The 20,413-nt window shown below is 45.2% G+C and carries 26 protein-coding genes and 1 pseudogene; 20 read left to right on the plus strand and 7 right to left on the minus strand.

What is annotated here, in order from left to right; genetic code table 11:
- The first annotated feature begins 25 nt into the window (after nucleotides 1-25).
- The 14 genes and pseudogenes from ABEW32_RS11555 to ABEW32_RS11620 all read left to right on the plus strand — a co-directional run.
- On the plus strand, nucleotides 26-739 hold the full coding sequence (locus ABEW32_RS11555) for a hypothetical protein (protein ID WP_430187827.1): 714 nt from the start codon (nucleotides 26-28) through the stop codon (nucleotides 737-739).
- Nucleotides 736-1,071 (plus strand): hypothetical protein, encoded by a 336-nt coding sequence (locus tag ABEW32_RS11560; RefSeq protein ID WP_430187829.1) that lies wholly within the window; start codon nucleotides 736-738, stop codon nucleotides 1,069-1,071. Before ABEW32_RS11555 ends, ABEW32_RS11560 begins: the two co-directional genes overlap by 4 nt.
- Nucleotides 1,068-1,661 (plus strand): hypothetical protein, encoded by a 594-nt coding sequence (locus ABEW32_RS11565; protein WP_430187831.1) that lies wholly within the window; start codon nucleotides 1,068-1,070, stop codon nucleotides 1,659-1,661. The genes ABEW32_RS11560 and ABEW32_RS11565 overlap by 4 nt, the downstream gene beginning before the upstream one ends.
- 245 nt (nucleotides 1,662-1,906) lie before the next feature.
- A complete protein-coding gene (locus ABEW32_RS11570) occupies nucleotides 1,907-2,542 on the plus strand; it encodes a hypothetical protein (protein ID WP_430187833.1) in 636 nt (211 codons plus the stop codon).
- A 26-nt stretch (nucleotides 2,543-2,568) separates the two neighbouring features.
- Complete coding sequence (locus tag ABEW32_RS11575; RefSeq protein ID WP_430187835.1) at nucleotides 2,569-2,724, plus strand: hypothetical protein; 156 nt, start codon at nucleotides 2,569-2,571, stop codon at nucleotides 2,722-2,724.
- Between the two features lie 44 nt (nucleotides 2,725-2,768).
- Nucleotides 2,769-3,332: an SAM-dependent DNA methyltransferase gene (locus ABEW32_RS11580; protein WP_430187837.1), complete on the plus strand. Its 564-nt coding sequence runs from the start codon at nucleotides 2,769-2,771 to the stop codon at nucleotides 3,330-3,332.
- 356 nt (nucleotides 3,333-3,688) lie between these two features.
- Entirely contained in the window at nucleotides 3,689-4,231 is a 543-nt protein-coding gene (locus ABEW32_RS11585; protein WP_430187839.1) for a YopX family protein, read from the plus strand.
- Nucleotides 4,228-4,413, plus strand: coding sequence for a hypothetical protein (locus tag ABEW32_RS11590; protein ID WP_430187841.1), 186 nt, complete (start codon nucleotides 4,228-4,230; stop codon nucleotides 4,411-4,413). Before ABEW32_RS11585 ends, ABEW32_RS11590 begins: the two co-directional genes overlap by 4 nt.
- Nucleotides 4,410-4,709, plus strand: a complete 300-nt coding sequence (locus tag ABEW32_RS11595; protein WP_430187843.1) for a hypothetical protein — start codon at nucleotides 4,410-4,412, stop codon at nucleotides 4,707-4,709. Before ABEW32_RS11590 ends, ABEW32_RS11595 begins: the two co-directional genes overlap by 4 nt.
- Nucleotides 4,710-4,895: 186 nt before the next feature.
- Nucleotides 4,896-5,579: a putative metallopeptidase gene (locus ABEW32_RS11600; RefSeq protein WP_430187845.1), complete on the plus strand. Its 684-nt coding sequence runs from the start codon at nucleotides 4,896-4,898 to the stop codon at nucleotides 5,577-5,579.
- Between the two features lie 71 nt (nucleotides 5,580-5,650).
- Nucleotides 5,651-6,115, plus strand: coding sequence for an ArpU family phage packaging/lysis transcriptional regulator (locus ABEW32_RS11605; RefSeq protein WP_430187847.1), 465 nt, complete (start codon nucleotides 5,651-5,653; stop codon nucleotides 6,113-6,115).
- Nucleotides 6,116-6,165: 50 nt separating this feature from the next.
- Complete coding sequence (locus ABEW32_RS11610; RefSeq protein ID WP_430187849.1) at nucleotides 6,166-6,348, plus strand: hypothetical protein; 183 nt, start codon at nucleotides 6,166-6,168, stop codon at nucleotides 6,346-6,348.
- Between the two features lie 6 nt (nucleotides 6,349-6,354).
- Nucleotides 6,355-7,944, plus strand: coding sequence for a recombinase family protein (locus ABEW32_RS11615; RefSeq protein WP_430187851.1), 1,590 nt, complete (start codon nucleotides 6,355-6,357; stop codon nucleotides 7,942-7,944).
- A gap of 21 nt (nucleotides 7,945-7,965) precedes the next feature.
- Nucleotides 7,966-8,055: pseudogene (locus ABEW32_RS11620) on the plus strand (helix-turn-helix domain-containing protein); the annotation flags it as partial.
- 213 nt (nucleotides 8,056-8,268) lie between these two features.
- Here ABEW32_RS11620 and ABEW32_RS11625 read toward each other — a convergent pair.
- Nucleotides 8,269-8,517: a hypothetical protein gene (locus tag ABEW32_RS11625; protein WP_430187853.1), complete on the minus strand. Its 249-nt coding sequence runs from the start codon at nucleotides 8,515-8,517 to the stop codon at nucleotides 8,269-8,271.
- Between the two features lie 469 nt (nucleotides 8,518-8,986).
- On the opposite strand from ABEW32_RS11625, the gene ABEW32_RS11630 reads away from it, so the two are divergent.
- The 3 genes from ABEW32_RS11630 (at nucleotide 8,987) to ABEW32_RS11640 (ending at nucleotide 10,671) form a co-directional block, all read left to right on the plus strand.
- Nucleotides 8,987-9,469, plus strand: coding sequence for a hypothetical protein (locus ABEW32_RS11630; RefSeq protein WP_430187855.1), 483 nt, complete (start codon nucleotides 8,987-8,989; stop codon nucleotides 9,467-9,469).
- A gap of 166 nt (nucleotides 9,470-9,635) precedes the next feature.
- Nucleotides 9,636-10,127, plus strand: coding sequence for a hypothetical protein (locus ABEW32_RS11635; RefSeq protein WP_013372771.1), 492 nt, complete (start codon nucleotides 9,636-9,638; stop codon nucleotides 10,125-10,127).
- A gap of 112 nt (nucleotides 10,128-10,239) precedes the next feature.
- Nucleotides 10,240-10,671 carry a hypothetical protein gene (locus tag ABEW32_RS11640; protein WP_430187856.1) on the plus strand — a complete coding sequence of 144 codons (432 nt, stop codon included), beginning with the start codon at nucleotides 10,240-10,242 and terminating at the stop codon, nucleotides 10,669-10,671.
- A gap of 74 nt (nucleotides 10,672-10,745) precedes the next feature.
- Here the strand turns inward: ABEW32_RS11640 and ABEW32_RS11645 are convergent, their stop codons facing one another.
- The 4 genes from ABEW32_RS11645 to ABEW32_RS11660 all read right to left on the minus strand — a co-directional run bounded on the left by ABEW32_RS11645 (nucleotide 10,746) and on the right by ABEW32_RS11660 (nucleotide 15,615).
- On the minus strand, nucleotides 10,746-11,633 hold the full coding sequence (locus tag ABEW32_RS11645; protein WP_430187857.1) for a putative RNA methyltransferase: 888 nt from the start codon (nucleotides 11,631-11,633) through the stop codon (nucleotides 10,746-10,748).
- Nucleotides 11,634-11,855: 222 nt separating this feature from the next.
- Nucleotides 11,856-13,211: a dipeptidase gene (locus ABEW32_RS11650; protein WP_430187859.1), complete on the minus strand. Its 1,356-nt coding sequence runs from the start codon at nucleotides 13,209-13,211 to the stop codon at nucleotides 11,856-11,858.
- 189 nt (nucleotides 13,212-13,400) lie between these two features.
- Nucleotides 13,401-13,577 (minus strand): YjfB family protein, encoded by a 177-nt coding sequence (locus tag ABEW32_RS11655; protein WP_064797435.1) that lies wholly within the window; start codon nucleotides 13,575-13,577, stop codon nucleotides 13,401-13,403.
- A 58-nt stretch (nucleotides 13,578-13,635) separates the two neighbouring features.
- Nucleotides 13,636-15,615: a methyl-accepting chemotaxis protein gene (locus ABEW32_RS11660; RefSeq protein ID WP_430187861.1), complete on the minus strand. Its 1,980-nt coding sequence runs from the start codon at nucleotides 15,613-15,615 to the stop codon at nucleotides 13,636-13,638.
- A gap of 164 nt (nucleotides 15,616-15,779) precedes the next feature.
- Between ABEW32_RS11660 and ABEW32_RS11665 the strand changes: the two genes are divergently transcribed.
- Nucleotides 15,780-16,196, plus strand: a complete 417-nt coding sequence (locus ABEW32_RS11665; RefSeq protein WP_430187863.1) for a hypothetical protein — start codon at nucleotides 15,780-15,782, stop codon at nucleotides 16,194-16,196.
- Between the two features lie 212 nt (nucleotides 16,197-16,408).
- Here the strand turns inward: ABEW32_RS11665 and ABEW32_RS11670 are convergent, their stop codons facing one another.
- Nucleotides 16,409-17,536: an SGNH/GDSL hydrolase family protein gene (locus tag ABEW32_RS11670; protein ID WP_430187865.1), complete on the minus strand. Its 1,128-nt coding sequence runs from the start codon at nucleotides 17,534-17,536 to the stop codon at nucleotides 16,409-16,411.
- A 214-nt stretch (nucleotides 17,537-17,750) separates the two neighbouring features.
- On the minus strand, nucleotides 17,751-18,464 hold the full coding sequence (locus ABEW32_RS11675; protein WP_430187867.1) for a GT-D fold domain-containing glycosyltransferase: 714 nt from the start codon (nucleotides 18,462-18,464) through the stop codon (nucleotides 17,751-17,753).
- Between the two features lie 215 nt (nucleotides 18,465-18,679).
- Between ABEW32_RS11675 and ABEW32_RS11680 the strand changes: the two genes are divergently transcribed.
- Nucleotides 18,680-19,387 carry a glycosyltransferase gene (locus ABEW32_RS11680; RefSeq protein WP_430187869.1) on the plus strand — a complete coding sequence of 236 codons (708 nt, stop codon included), beginning with the start codon at nucleotides 18,680-18,682 and terminating at the stop codon, nucleotides 19,385-19,387.
- A gap of 19 nt (nucleotides 19,388-19,406) precedes the next feature.
- Nucleotides 19,407-20,387, plus strand: a complete 981-nt coding sequence (locus ABEW32_RS11685) for a polysaccharide biosynthesis protein (RefSeq protein ID WP_430187871.1) — start codon at nucleotides 19,407-19,409, stop codon at nucleotides 20,385-20,387.
- Nucleotides 20,388-20,413: the final 26 nt, after the last annotated feature.

Here is a 20,413-nt window from a genome sequence, read left to right on the forward strand (position 1 = left end):
TTTCAATAGGGAGAGGATGAACGGTATGCCTTACGAACCAGACCACATGTATGATTATGACGATTTTTACGATGAGCCAAGCGAGTTCGATCAGAAAATGGAAGAACTCAAAGAATCGCTTATGGACAGCGTGAAGCAGGACCACAAAGATGAAGTTGCGCGGCTCCGCAAGGAAAACGCCGAGTTGCAGGAAGTGAAACGCACTTTAAAGACGTTGCAATCTACCTACGAAATGAAAGAGAGAGAATTAAACCGCGAAATTAAGGAAGCTGAAAGCAAGGTCCGTCACCTAAGATTATCTACGCTTCTTGAAAGTTTCGGAGTTACTCTGTTCAGTGCTGATATGGACTTTGTGAAGCTGCCGAAATGTGACAAGTGCGATGAAAAAAGAAGAATACACTACAAAACACCACTTGGAAGGGAGTCGTACGAAAGATGTACTTGCGACGAAAGTGTAGTGTATTACAAACCGAGAGAAAACACACTCACTGAATTTAAGTTTGGACGGAATCGTGAAATGTTGGCTTGGTACAAAGTATCAAAGTCCAAAAGTGATAGTGAAGACGACTACGCAGAAATTGCTTCAACCACAATGCTCAAGCAGCTTTACCAAGAGGGGATGAAGTTCGAAGATTTACAAAAACACGGGGTGTTCTTCAAAAAAGAAGAAGAATGCCAAGCATATTGTGACTGGTTGAATGAAAAGCGGGATAAGGAAACCGAGGAGGCCAAGTCATGAGCGAACAATTCATAGTTTTCGCAATTCCCGTACTGGACTATCCGGTTTATGGGTACCAGCCGGGAGATATGCGGGTCAAGCTTCACGAGGAAGTTAATGAGCCGATCGAGGAAGTGGAGTCCAAGGACTACGACCAACGCCATACTCTTTCAGAACTGTTCGATGTGCTGCAGGTAACGGTAGGCCTGATCCGACAACAGGCGCGTGAGACCCTACCGCCCGGGGAAGCTACCAAGGTCCTTCAAAATGTAATTGCCCGAGCCAACCAGGACCATCTGTACAAGATTACAGAGTATGGGCGGCAGCGCAGTTGGGAGGCGGCGCAGCGATGAATCTTTTGGATATAGATCCGGCTATGAGATTTGTAGGAATCGACCCAGCGACGACAACAGGGGTTGTTGCTTTGGACATCGAGGCTAACGTGCTGTTACAGACAGCTATCCGAGGTAAAGGACCTAAGATACCCGGAGGGATAACAACTCCGCAACTTGTATCCTTACAGAATCAGCTTTATCAGCTGCTCCATCCTGGGGACGAAATTCTTAAAGAGGATGCCGCTCCTGGTACCCAAAAGGGTATAACAACCGGGATGATTCACGGAAATTTGCGGACCATTATTCATCGTAAAGGCTTGAGTTTCAATCTGGTAATGCCCAGCGCTGTTAAAAAGTATGTTGCTGTTACTGGATGGACTGGAGAGACAGGCAAAAAGCGGCGGTTGAAAGATGCGGAGAAGAAAAAGGCAATGGCAGCCGCAGCCAAATTACACTTTGGATATACACATCCCAGCCATGACGTAGTGGATGCATACATCATTGCCCGCATAGCGCTCAACCTGTATAGAATGCGCGAATACATGCCACTGCTGGACACTCAGCCGTACCAAATCGAAGTCATAGAATCCATCTTAAATAAGGCATAACACCCGGGGCTATTGGGTCCTGCGGCGGGTAGCTGCGCCCAAAAACGCTCAGAGAGGGGCATTTCATGGGAACATCCGTCCCAAATTGGAAAAATGAGTTGTCTTCGCAGGGTCAGGGTGACGTTAAAACGTACACCCTCAGCCCGGAAGAACTCGAAAAGATTGTTGGTAAGCCAATACCAAAGTCACACACAAAGCCGCTGACATTCCGGGCCAAGACAAAGACTATCAAGGAGGAATCACCCGTGGCAAAAGCATCAAAAAATGATTATTTAAAGCTCCGTGCAGAAGCTTTATCCCGTTCAAACGCAGCTAAGAAGCTGGGTATTACACCGAATAGCCTTAACTCTTACTGGTTACCCAAATGGGGCATTAACTCAATAGAGGCCGAAGAAGTGGTGATAGCTCGGTTTAAGGAGTCTCGCGACCCTCAGCCGAAGGAAGATCCAACGCCTGCTGATCCTGTTGAAGAGGTTGCAGCAAAAACGGAGCCTTTCATTCAGGAGGAATCAGGTGAAGATGATGAACCTTATAAACCTGTGCTGACCAAGGCAGAGGACGAGGCGATAAAGTATCTGCTTTCTGGATGGGGAAAACAAGAGCTATTGCAAGAGCACGCTAAATCCCCACTTGGCTGGAAGAGCGGAACACCTGCAGAGGCGCTTAACGGTATGTCTGTTTGGTTGCTGGCTCAGGCGCTTATCACAGGGTACGAAGTGGAACTGACCACGGAAGAAACTCTGCTAGCAATCTATCAAGATTCATACAGCATCAAGAGCGAACATAACACCGGATGGCGCGCTGGTGTCCGTTGGGTCCTGAGTATTCTTGGGAAGGAAATTGAAGGTATAAATGTAGGCTCAGTAAGTAAGGAAGCATAGCCCCCAAGGGCAGAGAGGACAAACACATGAAACTTTCAAAGAAACGGATTGAGAAAATGATTCTTGAATTTGGACGCGGGCGAATTTTTACGGATTATACTGACGAGGAAATTTTCCAACTTGGCATGTGCAAAGCTCTTGAAATCTTGAACGTTGAAATCGAGGAAATTAAGGCCCCATAGGGGATAAGAAGGAGGGAACAGCCCTCCATAAGGGGGATAGACATATGAATGGTACTAATTTAGCGAACGGATCTGCAACAAGCAAACGTAGGGATCTGGATTATTACCCGACTCCAGCAAATGTAACGACTGCACTTATAAAATTCCTGCATGAGAATGTAACCACGTTGCCGCTTAATGTATGGGAGCCGGCTTGCGGAGATGGATCGATGTCACAGGTACTGGAAGCAGCGGGATATCATGTCGCTTCGTCAGACATACGGTATACGGGATTTGGCAACGGGGGCATAAATTATTTGACGGTAGAGGGTACAGGCTGTGATGCAATCATAACCAACCCACCATTTAGCTTGTCAGCTCAGTTTATACGTAAAGCGGTAGGGGAAGCGGATATTGTGGCGATGCTGCTTAAATCACAATTCTGGCATGCTTCCAAACGGACAGAGTTATTCCAGCAGCATCCACCAGCCTATGTGCTGGCTCTTAATTGGCGGCCTGACTTCATGGAGGGTGAGCGAGGCGGAAGCCCGACAATGGAGTGCCTATGGACAATATGGATCGATGGTCAGACAGATACGCGATATCGGATCTTATCAAAACCGATTTAGGGGATACACCCCCTACTACCTATAAAGGAGAGATAACACCCAGTGAAAACACCCAAGCATTCAAATTATAGGGTTTGTTATGACAATTGGGATCGAGTAAAAGCTACGAAGTTGTACGGACTATATAAATATTGCGATTGCCCCAGTTGCAAAATTAGGAGTTTAAAAAGGGAACCCGTCAACTGGGTGTCGGCCACCACGAAAGAAATTTCAAAAGTGGATGAGCTGGCTGAGTTTTTAAAAAAGTGGACATGTGATGACGGGAGAAAATACGTAGGAGTAATTTTCTTGAAATTTTAATATATGTGGTATAACAGCCTCTTACCCTATACCTATAAAGCAAAGGGGAAATAAGCATGAGAGATAGTAAATTCCGTGGTAAAAAGATCAATTACGGCGAATGGATTTATGGTGTGCCTGTATTTGATGGGGATAAAGCTTGGATCGTAAAACGAATCGGGGACAATTTTAGCGCGGATGAAGTGCATCCCGAATCAGTAGGTCAATATACCGGACTCAAGGATAAGAACGGTGAGGAAATTTATGGCGGTCACTTGGTAGCTCGGGTACGCAGCGTACGGACTGGCACCACACGAAGAAGAGTTGGTAGAACCTACAACGAATACGCCGTTACTTCTGAAATCTTGGTAGTCGGTGAAGTTCGATTTGGGACACCTGAAAAATACCCGATGGACGGGGCTGTATCATGGTACGTCTACACTGATCAAAGCACTTCATACCCTTCATATTTTTGGGGAGATGGCAAGGCAAGTGATAAACCATATCACGCCACAAATAACCTATCTGAGTTTTTAGATCCTAAATGCAGTTATGAGATTGTTGGGAGTATACACGATAACCCGGAGCTGCTACAGCCCCAAGGAGGTAGTCAGGAATGAAACGAGTAGTATTCTACCGCAATCCTGGTCCGGGCAGTCAGCCATATAAGGAAGTTGTGAATTTCGACGACGATGCAACAGAGGCGGACATAACCGAAGCCTATACAGACTGGGTATGGCAGGAGATAGGCGAACAATTCACCTGGTATTTTGAGGACGAGAATGGAGGCGGTAAAGGATGAGCAAGCGTCAGCACCGCACAGGCGGTCAGGTACAGGAGCGTCAGCGCAGTATGGGTCCAAAATTGCCGGGCTCAAGTGCTTGGGATATTCCAACTCCGGTGCCGGACTTACTGTTAGATAGCCTGAGTGATCCTATTCCTAAAAATACTGTCAAAGAAATTCACAGATTAGCCAAGGCGGGTGTATCTCGTTCAGATATCGCAAAGCAGGTCGGAGTCTCCAAAATGCGAGTGATTCACGAGCTGTCCAAAAAATATAAAAATAAATTCGCTCCTAAAGATCAGCGGAAGGAGTGACCGTCAAGTATGTGGTTTAAGATCCTGCTGGGCTCAATTCTAGTAATCTCTTTCCTGTGTATCTTCGCTGATAGAGAACGAAATAGGGAATTTATCCGTGACATGTTCTATATCTGTATTGCTTCTATCATTGCACTGTCGATACTAACTGTTTTTCAATAAATCAACTGAGAGGGGTAACCACCCGTGGCAAAAGCACAAAAATTTCATTCCGAAGCATCTAAAGAAACCTATGAATTACTGGAGGATATGATAGAGAAACATCATGACCGACTCGAAGACACATCGTTTCTAATTCTCTTCAAGCATGGAGGATGGAAGACTAAGGGGAAAACGGTATTCAGTAAGTTTAAGGTTCTGGCTGACGATCTGCGCCGCACGCTTAACAAGGACGCAATTCTTTATCTGAACGCTGATATGTGGTTGGCCCTCAGCGATCCACAGAAGCGGTATATACTCGATGATGCTCTTTATACGATTACACCTAAATACGACAAGCATGATTGTGTCGTAGAGGCTGCGGACGGTCGTCCGCTCCTTACTACCCTTCCACCTGACATTGAGGGCTTCACAGAGGTTATCAAACGTCATGGAGCAATCACGGAGGATGTGAAGCGCCTTGCCAGAGCTCTGACGGAAACCAACCAGCTCACCATTGAGGATGTTGCTGCAGCGGCCGAACAGAAACCAGAGGACAAGCCGACTGAGCCACGTGAAGGCGTGAAGGGTTATATCCATCCTGACGGGACAATTGACATTAACGATCCGAATCAGGCCAAGCTTCCTATTGATGATGAAGAGGCTGCAGCCGCTGAGATTGCCGCCAGTGCTGCAGGTGGAGATAACCCTGACGACGATTTGCCTTTCTAAGAAGAACGCACTTATATACTCCCCGGCTTCGGTCGGGGAACTTATTTAATACAGCATGAGGTGATTACCAAGTGGGGCAACAAAGTTTTTTACCGGAGATCGACCGGAAACGTACACAGGCCGCTGTCGAGGACGCGTTGGAGAAATATAGGATGTACAAGTACCTTACGTATGAAGAACGGGAGGCAAGCACAACAGCCGCTTATAGCGACATGCCACGTAGTAGCCCGACGAATGTTACAAGCGATCAGACAGCCAACATTGCTATTCACAACGTGGATTCTCAGGCATTTCGTGAAGAGTATTGTGAGCGGATAGAACGAGCTGTAAAGCGCATGCCGCGTCTGGAACGATTCTTGATTGAAGAACGTTACATGACCACAGAGCATGATTACATTACCGATCAACGGGTATATAGCTTCGTGTTTAAGCCTCCAATCTCAGAACCAACATACAGTAAGATTCGTTGGAGAGCATTCTACAAGCTGGCATCATACCTTAATCTAATGATTACCAAAGACAACAAGAACGACTGAGGGGCAACATGACCAAGCCCCCGGTCATAGCATAATAGCGGGTGATGCTCATGAAAAAAAATAAATCTGAAAAGCGCATAAAGTTAAACATTAATTTTATTCCGGTTGAAGGCGATGTAATAGAAACTATCGGTAAAGCACTTGAACCGAATATAAGTTCTATATTGGCAAAGCATGGGGCGAGCCTTAAGATGGGGTTAACCGAGATTTTAAGGAACCATGTAAAGGGGTAACGTGTAATGCAGAACGTAAGAGCAAAAAAAAGAAAGACGAAAAAAGCGCGGGCATATGTCCGCGTTTCTACTTTACAAGTTTCGCAAAAGGATAGCCCGGAGCATCAAGAGGGGCTGATACGTGAAGAAGCATCTCATGAAGAAATAGAAATAGAACATGTCTATCAAGATCGTGGAACGGCCACAAATATAACTGGTCGGGAAGATGTAAAGCAAATGATAGAGGATGCCAAAAGTGGAGAGTTTCACACAATATATTTTGCTTCATTGTCCAGATTTAGCCGTGATACGTTAGACGCCTTATCACTAAAACGTACTCTGGTAAATGCACTCGGTATTCGCCTAGTTTCAATTGAAGATCTGTACGACTCAGCAAAAGAAGACAATGAGATGATTTTCGGAATTATCTCTTCTGTCAATCAGAAACAATCTGAAAACACAAGCACATCGGTCAGACGCGGCAAGCGCCAAGCTGCTAAACGAAAAGAATTCACTGGCGCTTTTGCACCTTTCGGATATAAAAAAGTGAAGATTGATGGAAGAAAGACTCTAGAAATTGTCCCCGATAAGGCTAAGGTAGTTCGTCTAATTTACGACTTGTATGTTAACCAGGGAATGGGGGAAAAAATGATTGTCACGTTTCTTAACGAAGAGACGGAAATCAAGAGCCCCAAAGGAGGAGCCTGGGGACTTACTACAGTTCAAAAGATTCTCCAAAATGAGCATTATACAGGATGTGTGGTATTCTCCAAATTTGAAACTGTGCAAGTTTATGAAGACCTAGACAATTTACAGAATCGGCGTAAAAAAATGCAACTGCGTCCAGAGGATGAGTGGGAGAAAACAGATTGTGATGCTCACCCTGCTATTATCAGCACAGAAATGTTCGAGAAAGCTCAGAGTATTCGGGAACTCAACGGGGGAGGGAAGCGTGGGGGCCGTAGGACGTTCGTGAACGCTTTTGCGAAATTGGTATTCTGCAAGCATTGTGGAGGAGCAATGGTGGCCATGAGCAGTATAAGCACTTCTAACGGCAAGCGATACACCTATTTGATGTGTAGTAAGAGGCGCAGACAAGGAAAAACAGGATGTACGAATAAAACATGGATTCCGTATAAGTCATTTAGGGATGAGGTCATAAAATCGGTTGTAAATCGTCTGAAAAGGGCAGTTGAACTTGAAGGGGTCGAACGTTCAATACATGATAATACAGTATTCACAGCAAACACTTACTCGGAAGAGATAAAAAGCATTGAAAAATTGGTTAACGCCAATAGAAAGTTGCTTTTTGAAGTTAGAAGGCAGCACATGCTTGGACAAGTAACTGATGAACAATATGACTTTGAACGGGAAATGTATGAGGATGAAATATCTGCTTCCATGAAAAAAATAGCTTCTTTGAGCAAGAAGGAGTTAGCCCACAAAAATCAGGATAAGCTTAGGACGGAAGTTTCCCAGGCGCTTAATCAATTAACTGCCTTAAATGATTATGACAGTGTAGATCAAACAAGGAATATACTCATGAGGCTGATTGACCGTATAAATGTTAGTGAGGACGGGGATGTAGACATTCATTCTGTATTGGGAAAGGTCTGACTTTTTTTGTGTGCTTGAAAACACGATACAAACGTAATGCAGAAACTGAACGTAAAAGGTCGTTCACAGGCGGTCGTAGAATTAATCAGGCTTGGCGAATTAAAAATCTGACCTCTCGTTCCTTGCGGGGTACAAAGTCTTCTCGATCATCCTTCAACAATGAAGGATGGTCGGGAAGGCTTTTGTTTTGTGATAAACCAGCTGATCAATCCAAGTGAATTTGTCCTACTTAAAATTAGGAGAGTAGCAGCAAAGTGAACTGTGAACGTAACACAAGCGAATGTCTTAGCAATAGACATTCGCTTGTGTTGATCTTTTTTTAGTTTAGAAACGATAATCCTGAAGCTGTTCCTGACAGCTAGCAATTCTTGCTTGCTCTGATTTGGGATAGCCCAGTCGTTTTGTTTTGTTGCTACACATCCAGCAAGAACAATGGATCTTTCCTTTAGAAAAGGTACCTTCGAATTTGACGATCCATCCCCAGTGAGATGAAAGCCGTTTTTTACGGCGAATAACACGCTTTCTGTGATGTCTAAAATAAGCTTGATTACGATTTTTTGGGTTAGGCTTCATTATTATCACGCTCCCTTGGGAAAAGGCTCAGCCCGCAGAAATTCCAAGGGTTAAAGCATCTACGGGCAGAGCGTGATAGTATTCCAATTTATATGATTCGGCATAAGCCACCTGTAGCAATTATGTTCAGCCAGATTAAGCATACAAAGATCTAAACTAGCAAAGGTGAGTAAATGACGAAAAAAACGATTAAACCGCTGAAATAGGTGGGAATTTGTGTGTAAGTGGTGTACTATATAGATAAGGAAGAAAATACCATGCGTTCACCGATAATAAGAGTAATTTAGGTAGAAGCTGTACCACAAAGTTGTATTTAGATAGAAATGCATCTGGTGATAGTCTAAGAATGAAGTACACATATATACCCTTGAATAGCGGTGTTCAGCATGACGACAGGATGGAAGATGAATCGGCTTTTGTGTAGGACTACCTGTGGTATATTCTTGATCGGAGGTGAACAATAAGACACATGACACCCAACCAACACTTAATGACTTATACGCTGAACAGCGGTATAAAGGGAACTGTCGACCTGACCACTAAACAGGTGCAGGAATGGATTAAAGCATACCGAATTGGCAGTAAATTTGTAACGGTTGTGGGCAAACAATATTTTGGTTTAAACCCTGAGTTGGTAGCAGATTTCAAGGTACATAATGAATACTCGGAGCAGAGAGAGCACATATCCATGATACAGCCTGTAATGGAACACAAAGCTGTAGATCTGGACCCACTGGTAGAAGCGTATAGTCAGTATAAAACATTAATTCAGGTAGAATGTAAATGTGGTGCTTCCTATATAGAAGAATCACCTCATAAGAGAACCAAGTGGTCATGCAAGGAATGCAACAATATTGTATTCCTTGATCGTAAAAAGGGCATGGTGGATACGAATACAGGCAAGGCCTGGTACATGACCAACAAATACTATGTAGAAAGACAAAGCAACTGACAGATTGTCAGTTGCTTTTCTAGCAGACTTGCACGCGTCTTTGTATATTTTTCACCATATATTAAATCCATACCTGGAAATGCTACTATATCTTTTGCCAAATAATAAAATTGATGTTTTTTACGCTTTGTAGTACATTATCAAGTGTATTATAAGGAGGCTTCTCATGTACGGACATAGACAAGATGATACTTTATACATCATGACTTACACATTAAATAGTGGTATCAAGGGCACGGTGCCTTTGTCTAATCAACAGATACAGGAATGGCTTGAGTGTTACAGAATCGGCAAGAAATTTGTAACTGAGATTGGCAAAGAGTACTTTGGACTGCATGCGGAACTGGTGGCTGACTTTAAAGTGCACAATCAGTATTCAAGCTATCAGGAGGTCATTATCCCGATTCAACAGCCGGATACTGGCTTAAGAGAGCTATCTCAAGCTTACAAATCAACAGAAACCTTAATTAAAGTAGATTGCAAATGTGGTACATCGTATGTAACAGAATCTCCTTTCAAGCGGACCAAGTGGTACTGCACCAAATGCCGGGAGATTGTTTTTCTCGACAACAAAAAGGGTATGGTTGATACTTCCAGAGGCAAGGCTCATTATATGACCAATAAGTATTTTGTGGAACGGGAAACAACTGGCGTATAAGCCGGTTGTTTTTTTTATTCGTAAGGCTTGTATACGTTCTGACTTTTTTAAAGCCGATTGCGTTACAGTGAAAAAGTGGAAAGATACATCTTGATATAACGATAGTCAGGGGGTGAATGTCATCCGGGAACATCATACGAATGGTGCAAGAAACCGCATCAGCACGAATAAAGTATACATAAACGAAACGCTTCATTTGGAACAAATCATAAGCGACCTGCGATTGATGGGCTATGTAGCCTTTCATCATCATCCGCAAATTGCAGGTGAGCCTCATGAACTGGAGCAGTTAAAAAAGCAATTACTGTCTTTTTTTCAAGAGCATCATGTACTGTGGATTGAGCTTGATCCGCTAACGCAATATGTGGTGGTGAATAATATGGGAAAGGCCACCGTGCTGAAACTCATTAATCGAAAAATAAACCCGCTAGGTGATCGGAGAGCGAACGCTGCTTTGGCAGGGCAGCCACTGCATGAGCTGGATCGTGAGATAGAACGGTTGAATCGGCTCCTGCACCTGTTGCGCTATACTCGTTTTTCTTGATTGATGGTATTAATGTAAAAAAAAAGCATTCACAAAACATGTGTAATCACATGCTGTGAATGCTTTTTGGTATGTTATTTTTTACCGCATAAGATGAGCAAATCTACTGTAACATAGGGTAAATCTATGTTCTGTATTCGCTGCCAGTCTGCTTCCGTCGCTCCCCACGATAAGGGAGTCATATGAAGCAAAGGCTCCACGAGGTCGGCATTTAACATAAAGCGATAGGTTACTCGTTCGGCGGATAGAAGATTAAATTGATCTCTAAATCGGCTTAATATATTGTCATTTGAATAAGCTGGCTTTTTCTGTTCATACAAGCATCTCAATTCCTGAAGATAATATGATTCGGGAATGACCTTTAGGATGCAGCCGTCCTTCGAAAGAATCCTTTTAAATTCAGTATAATTGGAAGGGGATAGAATATTGAGTACCCCGTCAAATTGTTGGTTTGCAAACGGGCAATGAGCCAGATCGGCAACACACCAGAGGGCATGAGGATATGCTTTGGCTGCGGCCACAATACCTGCTTTAGACAGGTCCATACCTACGCTTGTAAGCTCGGTAATTCCCTTCCAGGTAAGCTTGTCCTGAATGTGGCTCAAATGAGAGCCTTCCCCGCAACCTGCATCCAGCAAGTACAGGTGTGATTTTTGATCGAACAGGGGTTTCATAAACTTCATCATGGTGTTGCTTATAGCTTCATTTAAAGGATCAAAGAATCCGTTATGGCACATGATTCTTCTGGAGGTAAATAGTTGTTTATCATATTTGGTCTTATGGGACCGGGCGGCTAAATGTAAATACCCGAGTTTTGAAAGATCATAGCAATGCTGATTCGCACATAGGAGGCTTTTGCCTTCCACCATACGCATGGGCTGAGAGCATACAGGACAACTAAAAAGATGCTGATGCTTCCCGATCAAGCCAGCCTTCATCTCGTGTTTATTCCATGTGGACATAGAAAAGCACCTCGTTCATTCGTATTTGGTGAATGAAAAAAGGCACAGTCAAATAGACCCAACCCATTTTTCGAAAAAATGGTTGAGTTTGTCATGAACTGTACCTCACATTACCGTAAACGAATGAACTGAATAATCATATTGTGCAGCGCTCCTCAAAAAAAATAGAAAGGGCTTTCGCCCTCTCTAATTATAACTTAGTCATTATAAGTTGTCATATGCTCACACAGATTTCAGAAACTCAACAATTGTCAGCAGACCCTTGTCGAAATTCTCCAAATTAAAGTGCTCGTTTGGCGCATGCAGGTTCTCATCTGGCAAGCCAAAGCCCATCAATACAACGGGAGCACTCAGCACACGGGAGAAGGTTTCCACGATCGGAATGGAGCCTCCATCCTTGGTAAATAGGGCACGTACACCGTATACCTTCTCAAAGGCATCCGCTGCTGCTTGTAAAAACGCATGTGACGGATCAATGTTAAAGGCATTCGCTTTCTCACCTTGTTGAATATCCAGAGTAGCTCCTGCCTGAACGTGTGCGCGTAAATGGCGCTCGATTTTGTCTAGGATGTCTTGCGGATTCTGATTAGCTACCAAGCGGCATGTAATTTTCGCATGAGCTTCCTTCGGAATGACAGTTTTCGTACCTTCACCCTGGAAGCCGCCATATACACCGTTCAGTTCCAGTGTAGGACGAGCCCCAACACGTTCCACGAAACTGAATCCTTCTTCGCCATAAAGGGAATCAAGTGCGAGATCTTGTTGCAGCTTGCTCTCATTGAAGCCTTGCTTTACGAATTCGGCTTTCATTTCTGCCGATAACGGAGCAACATCGTCGTAGAAGCCTTCGACGCTAACACGGCCTTTGTCGTCATGCAGAGTTGCCAGCAGGGACACCAGAGCATGCAAGGCATTCGGCACACCGCCACCGAAGGAGCCAGAATGCAGATCCGTGTTCGCCGTGTGAATGGCGACTTCCAGTGAGCATAGCCCGCGCAAGCCTGTGCAAATTGCAGGCTTCCCTTTTTCGATCAGAGAGGTGTCGGATACCAGTACAGCATCGGCTGCCAGGCGTTCAGCACCGGTGTGCAAAAACTCAAGCAGGTTCGGACTGGATACCTCTTCCTCGCCTTCAATGCAAAATTTGATGTTTAGCGGCAATTTACCTTCCTGCTTCAAAATGGCCTCAACCGCCTTAATGTGCAAGAAAACTTGCCCCTTATCGTCTGTCGCTCCGCGCGCATACAATTTTCCATCGCGAATGGATGGCTCAAACGGTGGCGTTTCCCACAGGTGAAGCGGGTCCACAGGTTGTACATCATAGTGTCCATACACGAGGATGGTGGGCTTGCCAGGTGCATGCAAATGGTCGGCGTACACCAGCGGGTGGCCTTTGGTCGGGATAATTTCAACGTTTTCCAAGCCGGCAGCAGTCAGTTTGGCCGCTAGCCATTCGGCTGCTTGGTTAATGTCTTTTTTGTGCTCCGATAATGCGGAGATACTCGGAATGGATAGCCATTCCTGTAGTTCGCCCAGTTGTTGTTCTCTGGCTTTTTCAAAATATTCAGTATAACTCATAAACTATGTATCCTCCTTTTTAAATGTAAATCGTGTTTATATTGCGCTATCCTCCGAACCGAGGTTGTGGACGATATGTCTAGTTTACTACGTTTTAAGCTGAACGAAAAATAGGGAGATAAAAAAACGATTCTGCCCAGGTCTGTACAGACCTGAGTAGAATCGCCTTTCATCATGAATAGGATGTACTTATGCCCGGATGTCCAGTTGACCCCCAAGATGTGGTTGTACGCTTTTTTCCATCATCTGTACCAAAGCCTGCCCTTGTTCATTGGCCTGATCTTTAGCCATACCCATTACCTTCACACTTACGGCTTGAGCCAAGCTGGCCTGACTCATACCTGTGGATAATGCTGCGATATCCATGTTCCATCCTCCTTCATTTTTGGAAATTTACTTACTCTGTGTTTATCGGTAGGAATGGTTATTTTGTTTCATCCAATTGGAATTGTGCCAGTAAATCTTGAAGCTGCTCTGCCAGACGGGTCAGGTCTGCGGCAGACGAACCGATCTCTTCCATGGAGGCAAGCTGTTCCTCTGCGGCTGCGGACACAGTCTCTGTATGAGATGCTGCTTCTTCAGCGATGCGTGTAATTTCCTCCATGCTGCTAACGACTGCATTCGTTCCATTGGCAACTCCGGCAGTAGAAGCGGCCACATTATCGAGCTGCTTCGCTGATTTGACTACTGCTCTACGGATGCGCGAGAAGGAGCGACCGGATAGATCAATGGAATTAATACCTTCGGTTACACGTTCTTTGGCAGATTCCATAGCAATCAGTGCTTCAGATACACCGCTCTGTATCCCTTGAATCTGTTCGCGAATTTGCTGAGCGGAATAAGCTGAGTTTTCAGCCAGCTTGCGGACCTCTGTGGCTACGACAGCAAAACCTTTGCCATGCTCTCCAGCTCGTGCTGCTTCAATAGAAGCGTTCAGTGCGAGCAGATTAGTCTGGCTAGCAATTTCCGTAATGACGGTGACAATCGTTCCGATTCTTCCGGATCGGTCACTCAAAGCGCTGATAATCGCATCGAGCTCTTCCACGGTAGTGCGAATACCGTCGATGGAGATGACACTATTGCCGATATGCTCACTGCCTGCATCCGACGCTTGAATAGCTTGTTCGGAGTAAGTGGTCATTTCTGCCATGGTGTCGGTCATAGCTGTAATGTCAGCAGACATGCCGCTAACTCGTTCCTGATTATCTTTAGCGCTGTCCACCTGACGTTCACTGCCTGCGGCTACATCTTGAATGGCTACGGTCACATGCTCAATGGCACGGGTCGTTTGTTCTGCACCTGCGGCAAGCTCTTGCGAGGATGCTGACAGGTTGCCTGTCATTGCCTGAATTTCTCTAATCATGTTACGCAGGTTATCCACCATTTGTTGGAAATATCTTGATAGTTCACCAATTTCATCTGTGCTGTTCGTAGCCACGTTAAGCGATAGATTGCCTTGGCTGATAGCATCCATGGAATTACGCAATCTATGAATGGGTTTAAGGATACTGCTGATTAGCCACATTGTGAGCACACCAATGATGATGGCTGCAATGACCAACACTACGATTGTCGTGAGAAGAATCGGTTGGGCGGAGGCACGGGTTTCTGATTTGTCCATCGTTCCGGCAATTTTCCAGCCTGTCAACTCATTGGTTTTGAAAATCAGGTGTTTAGCTACGCCAGCATCATTGTGATCGAAGCTGCCCTCCTTGGAAGCAAACAGTTCAGGCGTTTTTTCTCCCATTTGGGTACTCCCGCTGACTTCTGTCGGGTGGGTAACGATACGTTTGGTACCATCGAATATCACAATATAGCCATTTTGTCCGATTCTTAGCTTTGTGATTTCTTTTAAATTATTCAGATTCAGAGAAAGACCGAGAACACCGCTGCTGTCGGGAAGTGTACGTGAAATATACACAACAGGGACCTTAGCCGTATTAAGTCCGACAGGGCTGATTACGGTTTGCCCCGGTTTCTCCATGGCCTGTTTGTACCACGGACGCTCACGGGGATCGTTGGTGGAGCCCACGGCTTTACCAATAATGAGCTTACCTTCGGGAGTTCCTACAAACATATCAACAACTTCCGCATGCATTTTCAAATATACTTGTAATCTTTTTAGAATGGCATCATCTGCTTCAGCGCTGTCATCACTCGCTGTCAACGTTGTAGAGTAATATTCGAGATCAGCGATTTTGGCCTGAATCGTTTGAGTAACTGCGCGATCAGCTGCGGTAACGCTGGATGTCGCACTGTCTAGTAATTGACGATCTGTCTGGTTATACGCTGCCTGATAAGAGAAAGAGCCTACTATAATACTAGGAACGAGCATGACCAGCAGGAATGCTGCTGTCAATTTCTTGCGTAGTGTTAATGTTTTCAGTCGTTTCAGTTGTTTCATCTAACCCCTGCTTTCTAACTATATATTCATTTCAAAAGCTTACACCATATGTATTTACTATCGGTTTTTTGGAGCTGAATTGATAGATTTATTGCTAATTTGTCCAATACACCAAAGAATTGCTTGCATAGCATGGAGTATCATGCAATCTGGAGGGATAAGGTATGGGTTTTTTTCTGGATATGAGAAGCTCCACCAATTCATCAAAGACAGGTGAGGGCCCCGATATTCAATTAAGTCCTGCACCGGAGCGATTCGGTTTGATTACACTGAGAACCTTTCTAGTACCGAGTCCGATCGTAACTTTTAGTGGTTCGATTGGTCTGATCGGTGAGCTTGGTGATACGTATGCGGTAGAAATCGTGCGTGGTGCTGACTATGATCCGAGCGAGGTAGTCTACCGCGCCGAGGGGGTATTGGGCGTGACAGGGTCGAATGAAACACAAGCTTTTAATGCACAGGATCTGTCTGCTCCTTGGGCAATACAAACAGTATATTCTTCTTATATTTCGGGTGTATCGACCACTGTTCGCAATGGTCCGGAAGTATTCACGGGCATCGCTTCGACTTCGTTTTTATAAAATATTTCATAAAAGCATTCCCTGCTTAAGAGCCCACTGCCTGTTCATAGTTTTCCTTGACTAGGCGGCTGTGCTCCCAACCTATCAGCCACAGCCTAGGGCAGAAATTTGCCGTAGGCTTGTGGCTATGCTCCTTGGCAACATCGAGAACCTGGTTGTTGGGATTACTTCATAAGTGTGTAAAACAGAGTTTATTTTGCTTGTTCTGGCTTCTAATTCTTTAAAATTTCTCGTAAATACTGAGTCAGCTCATCTGCTGCTTTGGTATGGGCGAGGAGTCCGGGATGGCTGCGGGATCCTATCGTTGCTTCTGTCGTGTTAGGCAGTTGGAATACCGACACCTTCCGGTCTTTCGTTCTCTTCTTATACGCGTCTACCGCCCGGTAGATCGCTGGCATCATTGGAGTACCAAGCATTCCATAGGCCCACACAATATGGGCGGCAGGATTACAGGTCCGAAGCTTGACAAGAAAACGTTCGGTAGCGTTTTCAAAAGCTTGTAAATCTTCTTCATTAAACGTGCCATCTTCGTTCAAGCGTTGCTTATACACTTTCCCACTTGCCGGGTCCGTCCATGCAGGAGAATAAAAGGCTCCCCCGTCATTAGTCCCCAAATTCACTACGACCACGTCCGGTTGCCAGGAGGTAAAATCATGATCCGCAAATGCTCCTAAGGCTTCATTTCTTTCGCCAGTGAGCACACCGCATATCTGCTCATAATATGCCGGTATGTTCCCATGTGGATTGTTATCCCAGCTTGTCAGCACACCCCATCCGCTTTGTGAGAACACTCGGTAGTCCGCATTCAATGCCTCGGCTGCTAGGGCTGTATAATTGCGTAGGGCGGTAAACAGCATGGGAACCCAGTCAGTCTCCTCCTTCGCTCCAATTGTCCCTTCTCCCGAGGTAATGCTGTCACCGATAAATTCTACCTTAAGAGGCTTATCAGGGACGGGTAGCATTTCTCCGTCAACCTTAATGGCATGAATTTGCAACAAGCAGCGCGGGTCCGAGCTCATAGGCTGGACATCCTTGACCACACGAACATTTTTGACTGTGTCAGAGTTCAAACCTCTTAGAAGACAGATCCAATGCCGTCCAGCGGTCACCATCAAGCGACTCATCGGGACACCATTGACGATAATACTGATCCAAGACTCATAGAGCTGATAATCGGCCTCTATTTCAATCCATAGCTCTGAGCCTTTCATATTCAATTCAATGCCGCTGCCTGTCCAAAACAGAGTGAGAGGGGTGAGTGTCGGGGGAGTTCGACCATGAACCTTTACATGCTTTGCTTTTGCAAGTGGATATGTCTTCAATCTCTTGTTATGCGACATATTCAACATCCTCCTCATGATCTCGAATGAATGCTAGTTTCTGTAATATTGTAAAAGAAGAGACAGGTAATCTCAAACTCTATTTTCAAGTAAGTTTGGGGCAATGTTGATAGCAAAAAGCACCAGCGGGTTTCATTTTGCTGATGCTTTTTTTGGTATACAGAGAGAGCATAGATTCCACGGTTGATTTTATTCAGATTATTTCTTTTATTCCTTAATTAGCTTTGCCGAACATGACGATATTAATCGCCTTGCCGAAGTCTATACCCACTTTGCCAGTTAATTCTGCTGTTTTTTGCGCCAATACCACGGCATTGACACCACAAGAGAACAGCGCAATATCAAAGTCATCTTTGTGTGCTGCGATCCACCCGAGTGTTTCCGGCATCTGTTCATATTGATGAAATGCGATCGTGTGTGCAATATGCAGTCTGTACGGCTCTGCTTCAAGAACAGGCTTGACTTCAGTTGCCGTCCGGGTCACCAGCAGAATGCGTCGATTTTTTAGGATGTCCCAGAATGCGGGGGTCTCCGCCAAATATCGGTTCAGACAGGCGTGGCAAGTCAGAGCGGGGGAAAGAGCATAGTGAGCAAAGACCTGATCGGTCAGCTCTCGTTTCATATAAGACGGTGCTTTGATAGATTCGTCATCATATGGCAAAATGCCTGCGATGCTGGCTTTGCTCACTGCCACTGCCACTGCGTCTCGTAGTTCCGTATTGGGCAGAAATAATCCCTTTTGGCCGAGATTGGCTTTGACCGCCCAGCGTTCCTGTAACACCTTTTCCATCGGCCAGACGGTGTCTTGAGCCAACACCAAATTTTCTCCATCTCCAATACGTATAAGCGAGAAGGGCTGGTGCTGATCAAGTGCCAGCTTCAAACGTTTCAATACCTCGTCAATCTCCAGATATTTTGGATTCGTCATATCCTGTTTCCTCCCTGTCAGTCCTGCTTGTTCAACTTTTCAAGTGGAGCAACAAGCTTCGTATTCTATCATATGCCGAAAGTAAAAAGGTTTTTGTATGAACAACTATTCTTTTTCGATTCTACCTATTTTTGCAAGAGTTGTTGCATTTGTACGTGCCGTTTCAGGAGCGTCTTCATAACTTGAGAGGAGACGGATGAAAGGGAGGAAGTTCAATGAATCGCAAGATTGTGATTGAAATTAATTTTAATAACTATGGGATGAATCCCAACCGCCTGACACGCGAGTGGATCAGCGAGCGACTGGATATTTTCAGAACTTTTACGCTACGCAGTCTACTCAATCAGACGAACGCCGATTTCTTATCTGTCGTCAAGCTGGCGGGCGGATGCAGCGACATTATGGAAGAGGAACTGGCTCAACGGGAGCCTATTCCCGAACATATTCGTTTTGGTACGAGCATTGAAAGTAAACGTCGTATTCATGCGTATATCGAAGGCGCAGACGAACTGCTCATTGCTAGAATTGATTCCGACGATTTATACCACCAGTCATTTGTACAGCAGTTGCATGATTACAAGTTTCAACCGGATACGGTTGCGCTGGTAAACCAAATGGGGTACTTGTGGGATGCGGTTGAGGGACAGATGGCACCGGTATTTCACCGTTCGCCTTCCTTTTATGTGTTTCGTTATCAAGTAGAGGAATTTCTGAATGATTACCGTGTCGTTATTCCTGGAAAAGGCACGCACGGATATGTAACCGAGCTGCCGCATGAGGTGATTCCGCTTCGCAACTATGTGAATGTCATTCATGCCGCCAATACTTCGGTGAAAAAGGTGCCGGCGAAGGATCGACTCTCAGAAAATGAAATGAATACGGTGCTGGCTGAATTTTTGGGCACAGGCATTGCCAATTCGTAACGGTCAGGAGGAGATTATATTGTTCAAAGGAAAAAAACTGCTGGTGACCGGAGGAACGGGATCTTGGGGGCAACGCCTGACGGCTGAATTGCTGAAGGAGGGACCGACGGAAATCCGTATTTTCTCACGCGGCGAATTTGCACAGATTGCCATGCAGCGGCAATTTCAGTCTGATCCCCGGCTGAATTTCATAATCGGAGATATTCGGGACCTTCAGGCATTGCAGGAAGCTTGTCGCGGGGTAGATTATGTGTTTCATTTGGCGGCCTTAAAGCATGTCCCTGTATGTGAGAAACAGCCGGAAGAGGCTTTCAAGACGAATGTACATGGTACGGAAAATGTGATCCGGGCCAGCATAGAGCAGGGAGTCGCCAAGGTCATTGATGTCTCTACAGACAAGGCGGTAGACCCGGTGAATGTATATGGCATGACCAAGGCGATTGGCGAAAGATTGATGATCCGTGCCAACGCCTTAAGTGAGCGCACGCGCTTTGTGTGTATTCGCGGCGGCAATGTGCTAGGGACGAGTGGAAGTGTCGTACCTCTGTTCAAACGCCAGATCGCGGAAAGTCAGGATTTAACGCTTACGAGCCCAGATATGACACGCTTCTTCCTCACGCTTGGAGAGGCGATTGGCTTGCTGCTGAAGGCCTCTGTTATGGCGATTGGTGGAGAGACGCTAGTCATGAAAATGAAGGGCTGTAATATTGCGGATTTGGCAGAAGTGATGAAAGAACAGGCGGGACAGCCTAAGTTAAAAGTGAAGGAAATTGGTATACGTGGTGGGGAAAAGCTGCATGAGGTGCTGATTTCGCCCTATGAGGTTCCGCATACGTATCGCTATGATGATCGTTATTTTGTTATTCTTCCTCAGCAAGCAGACAAGCGTTTGTTGAGTCAATATGGTGGATTGGAGCGGGTAAGCTTCGGACAATATCGCTCGGACGATGAGTTAATGGATCGCGCTGGAATTGCTGAGTTACTGCAAGGTATGGAGTAACGAAGAAAGAGGTGGGTATTTTGCAG

Source organism: Paenibacillus jamilae, from assembly GCF_050482105.1.
GTDB lineage: Bacteria > Bacillota > Bacilli > Paenibacillales > Paenibacillaceae > Paenibacillus > Paenibacillus jamilae_B.

Excerpts from the sequence above, each read along its gene's own strand:
- ABEW32_RS11585 (WP_430187839.1), top strand. The coding sequence starts at position 3,689 with ATGAGAGATAGTAAATTCCGTGGTAAAAAGATCAATTACGGCGAATGG.
- ABEW32_RS11630 (WP_430187855.1), top strand. The coding sequence starts at position 8,987 with ATGACACCCAACCAACACTTAATGACTTATACGCTGAACAGCGGTATA.
- ABEW32_RS11575 (WP_430187835.1), top strand. The coding sequence starts at position 2,569 with ATGAAACTTTCAAAGAAACGGATTGAGAAAATGATTCTTGAATTTGGA.
- ABEW32_RS11625 (WP_430187853.1), bottom strand. The coding sequence starts at position 8,517 with ATGAAGCCTAACCCAAAAAATCGTAATCAAGCTTATTTTAGACATCAC.
- ABEW32_RS11610 (WP_430187849.1), top strand. The coding sequence starts at position 6,166 with ATGAAAAAAAATAAATCTGAAAAGCGCATAAAGTTAAACATTAATTTT.
- ABEW32_RS11555 (WP_430187827.1), top strand. The coding sequence starts at position 26 with ATGCCTTACGAACCAGACCACATGTATGATTATGACGATTTTTACGAT.
- ABEW32_RS11615 (WP_430187851.1), top strand. The coding sequence starts at position 6,355 with ATGCAGAACGTAAGAGCAAAAAAAAGAAAGACGAAAAAAGCGCGGGCA.
- ABEW32_RS11660 (WP_430187861.1), bottom strand. The coding sequence starts at position 15,615 with ATGAAACAACTGAAACGACTGAAAACATTAACACTACGCAAGAAATTG.
- ABEW32_RS11635 (WP_013372771.1), top strand. The coding sequence starts at position 9,636 with ATGTACGGACATAGACAAGATGATACTTTATACATCATGACTTACACA.
- ABEW32_RS11595 (WP_430187843.1), top strand. The coding sequence starts at position 4,410 with ATGAGCAAGCGTCAGCACCGCACAGGCGGTCAGGTACAGGAGCGTCAG.
- ABEW32_RS11650 (WP_430187859.1), bottom strand. The coding sequence starts at position 13,211 with ATGAGTTATACTGAATATTTTGAAAAAGCCAGAGAACAACAACTGGGC.
- ABEW32_RS11590 (WP_430187841.1), top strand. The coding sequence starts at position 4,228 with ATGAAACGAGTAGTATTCTACCGCAATCCTGGTCCGGGCAGTCAGCCA.
- ABEW32_RS11665 (WP_430187863.1), top strand. The coding sequence starts at position 15,780 with ATGGGTTTTTTTCTGGATATGAGAAGCTCCACCAATTCATCAAAGACA.
- ABEW32_RS11580 (WP_430187837.1), top strand. The coding sequence starts at position 2,769 with ATGAATGGTACTAATTTAGCGAACGGATCTGCAACAAGCAAACGTAGG.
- ABEW32_RS11560 (WP_430187829.1), top strand. The coding sequence starts at position 736 with ATGAGCGAACAATTCATAGTTTTCGCAATTCCCGTACTGGACTATCCG.
- ABEW32_RS11680 (WP_430187869.1), top strand. The coding sequence starts at position 18,680 with ATGAATCGCAAGATTGTGATTGAAATTAATTTTAATAACTATGGGATG.
- ABEW32_RS11675 (WP_430187867.1), bottom strand. The coding sequence starts at position 18,464 with ATGACGAATCCAAAATATCTGGAGATTGACGAGGTATTGAAACGTTTG.
- ABEW32_RS11670 (WP_430187865.1), bottom strand. The coding sequence starts at position 17,536 with ATGTCGCATAACAAGAGATTGAAGACATATCCACTTGCAAAAGCAAAG.
- ABEW32_RS11655 (WP_064797435.1), bottom strand. The coding sequence starts at position 13,577 with ATGGATATCGCAGCATTATCCACAGGTATGAGTCAGGCCAGCTTGGCT.
- ABEW32_RS11645 (WP_430187857.1), bottom strand. The coding sequence starts at position 11,633 with ATGTCCACATGGAATAAACACGAGATGAAGGCTGGCTTGATCGGGAAG.
- ABEW32_RS11565 (WP_430187831.1), top strand. The coding sequence starts at position 1,068 with ATGAATCTTTTGGATATAGATCCGGCTATGAGATTTGTAGGAATCGAC.